This window comes from uncultured Aquincola sp. (assembly GCF_964001545.1).
Lineage (GTDB): Bacteria > Pseudomonadota > Gammaproteobacteria > Burkholderiales > Burkholderiaceae_C > Aquincola.
Genome location: NZ_CAXFDV010000283.1, coordinates 1 through 2,881, shown reverse-complemented (window position 1 = coordinate 2,881; position 2,881 = coordinate 1). Strand labels below are relative to the sequence as shown.

At 71.5% G+C, this 2,881-nt stretch carries 2 protein-coding genes; one reads left to right on the top strand and one right to left on the bottom strand.

Going from position 1 to position 2,881, the window contains the following annotated elements:
• The coding region (locus ABNT58_RS09890) for an APC family permease (RefSeq protein WP_348753319.1) at positions 1-1,284 on the bottom strand (1,284 nt) is incomplete at its 3' end.
• Between the two features lie 138 nt (positions 1,285-1,422).
• Here ABNT58_RS09890 and ABNT58_RS09885 point away from each other — a divergent pair.
• Positions 1,423-2,881: TonB-dependent receptor (locus ABNT58_RS09885; RefSeq protein ID WP_348753318.1), on the top strand; the 1,459-nt coding region annotated here is incomplete at its 3' end.

Sequence of the window (2,881 nt, the reverse complement as noted above, 5' to 3'; positions counted from 1 at the left end):
GCCGCAGCAGGCGCAGAAGGCCAGCGGAAGCCAGGGGTACAGCGGCACCTTGAAGGGCCGCGGCGCCTCGGGGTGGGTGCGGCGCAGCACCAGCACCGACAGTGCGCTCAGCACCAGGAAGCCCCAGTACACCGGCGACAGGTAGTCCACCATCGTCGAGAAGCCGCCGCGTGTCACGGTGCCCAGGCCCACCAGCCCCACCGCCACGATGCCGATGGCGGCCACCGAGGCCGGCGGAATGCCGCGCGACAGGTCCCAGCGGCCCAGCCGCGCGCCCAGCCAGCCGCCCAGCAGCCGCGCCTGCTGCAGGTCGTGGGCCGCGGCCCAGGTGGTGCGCGCACCGGCGATCAGGATGGCGTTCATCACCGTGATCGAGGTCAGCGCCACCGCGCCGACGATGAGCAGCTCACCGGGTGTGCCGAAGGCCAGGCGCATCAGCTCGGCGGCCGGTGCTTCGCTGCGGGCCAGGCCTTCCAGGCCCAGGCCGCGCAGGTACGCAAAGTTGGCCAGCAGGTACAGGCCGGTGACGATGGCCAGGCCCCAGAGCAACGCATGCACGATGCCGCGCCGGCCGTCGCGCATCTCGGCCGACAGCGTGGCCGCATCGCTCCAGCCGCCATAGGCCAGGAACACGAAGACGAAGGCGGTGCCGATGGCCAGCGGCTGCGTGCGCTCGGGCGTGGCCAGCGGCGTGGCAGGCGGCACGCCCTGGTGCATCAGCCACAGCGCGGCGGCACCCAGGGCCAGCATGCCGGCGATCACCAGCCCCATCAGGCCCACCTGGGTGCCCAGGCCCACCTGCACGCCGCGCAGGTTCAGCAGCGTCAGCAGCACGATCACCGTGGCCGCGAACAGCGCGCTGCCATAGGCGCCCAGCTGCGGCCCCAGCCACTGCTCCAGCTTGACCACCTGACTCAGGTAGTCGCCGAAGACGAAGGCCAGCAGCGCCATCGAGCCGGTGTGGATGACCGCGAAGCGCGACCACGCGAACAGGAAGCCGGTGCGCGCGCCGAAGGCCAGGCGCAGGAAGTGGTAGTCGCCACCCGCATGCGGAAAGGCCGCGGCCAGCTCGGCAAAGCACAGCGCGCCGACGAAGGACAGCAGGCCGCCCAGGGCCCAGGCCAGGTACAGCGCCTGGTCGCTGGCCAGGCTCGCGGCCACCATGGGCGAGGTCTTGAAGATGCCGGCGCCGATGACCATGCCGACGCACACCGAGACCGCGTGGCGCACATTCAGATGTCGTTCGGGCGCCGCGTCGTGGAGGAGATCGGGCGTCGTTGTCATGGGGCGGCAGGTTAGCCGCGACTGCACCTGCCATCGCCGGTGCGGCGGCGCATTTGCATATGCGCCGCGGTTGGTGGCCTTGCAGGCTCGGCATCGCTACGCTCGCGCCTTTGCTTTTCTTTTCACTGGCCAGCCCCCATGAACCGCCCTGAACCTTCGGTCCGCCACTGCCTGCTGCTGGGCCTGGCGGCCGCCGCCGTTGCCACGCCGGTGGCCCAGGCCGCCGACGGCGCCGAGTCCATCGTCGTCACCGGCACCCGCAGCCGCGACCGTACCGTGCTCAGCTCGGCCTCGCCGATCGACGTGCTGTACGCCGACGACCTGCGCCGCGCCGCTGGCCCGGAGGGCAACCTGGCCGCCGCGCTGCAGACGCTGCTGCCTTCGTTCAACTTTCCACGGCAAAGCAACTCGGGCGCGGCCGACCATGTGCGTGCGGCGCAGCTGCGCGGCATGAGCCCCGACCAGGTGCTGGTGCTGGTCAACGGCAAGCGGCGCCATGTGTCGGCGGTGGTGAACGTCGAATCCAAGACCGGCAAGGGCACCAACCCGGTGGACTTCAATGCGCTGCCGCTCAATGCCGTCAAGCGGGTGGAAGTGCTGCGCGACGGCGCCGGTGCGCAGTACGGGTCGGATGCCATTGCCGGCGTCATCAACATCATCCTGGACGACGCGCGCGAAGGTGGCGAGGCGGTGGCCACGGCCGGTGGCTACAGCACCCGCTTTGCGCCCACCGATGAACGATTGAACGACGGTGCCGGCGGCGAGCTGCAGCTCAAGCAGGGCTGGCGGCTGGGCGATGGCTTCGTGCGCGCCGGGGCCGAGCTGTCGCGCCGCCAGGCCACCAACCGTGCGGGTGCCGACGAGGTGCCGTTCTTCGAGGAACAGACGCCAGCGAACCTCGCGTTCCAGGGCCGACGCAACTACGCGGCCGGCGACCCGCAGGCCGACAAGCTGGGCCTCTGGCTGAACGGCGCCCTGCCGCTGGCCGGTGGCCAGGAGGCTTATGCCTTCGGCACCTGGACGCGGCGCGACAGCGTGGGCGCCGCCTACTTCCGCTATCCCGACAGCACGGCCAACCCCGACCGCTTCTACCCGGATGGCTACCGCCCCGAGACCACCGGCCGCAGCGACGACCTGTCGTTGACCGCCGGTGTGCGCGGCCCGCTGGCCGGCTGGGACGCCGATGCCAGCCTGGCCTACGGCCGCAACGACTTCGACTTCGGCGTGCGGCGCTCGCTCAATGCCTCGCTGGGCGCGGCCAGCCCCACGCGCTTCGACCTGGGTGGCTACCGCTTCGACCAATGGGTGGCCAACCTCGACCTGAGCCGGCCGTTGAACCTGGGCCTGGCCCAACCGGCCACGCTGGCGGTGGGCGCCGAATGGCGGCGCGAGGGCTTTCGCAGCACGGCGGGCGATGCCGCGTCCTATGGTGTCGGTCCGGTGATCGCACCGCCCGGCGCGCAGGCCGGCCCGGGCCTGTCGCCGGCCGACACCGCCGACACTTCGCGCCGCATCGCGGGCGTGTATGCCGATCTCTCGGCCGATGTGAGCAAGCAGTTGTTCGCCGAAGCAGCCGCCCGCTACGACCATTACAGCG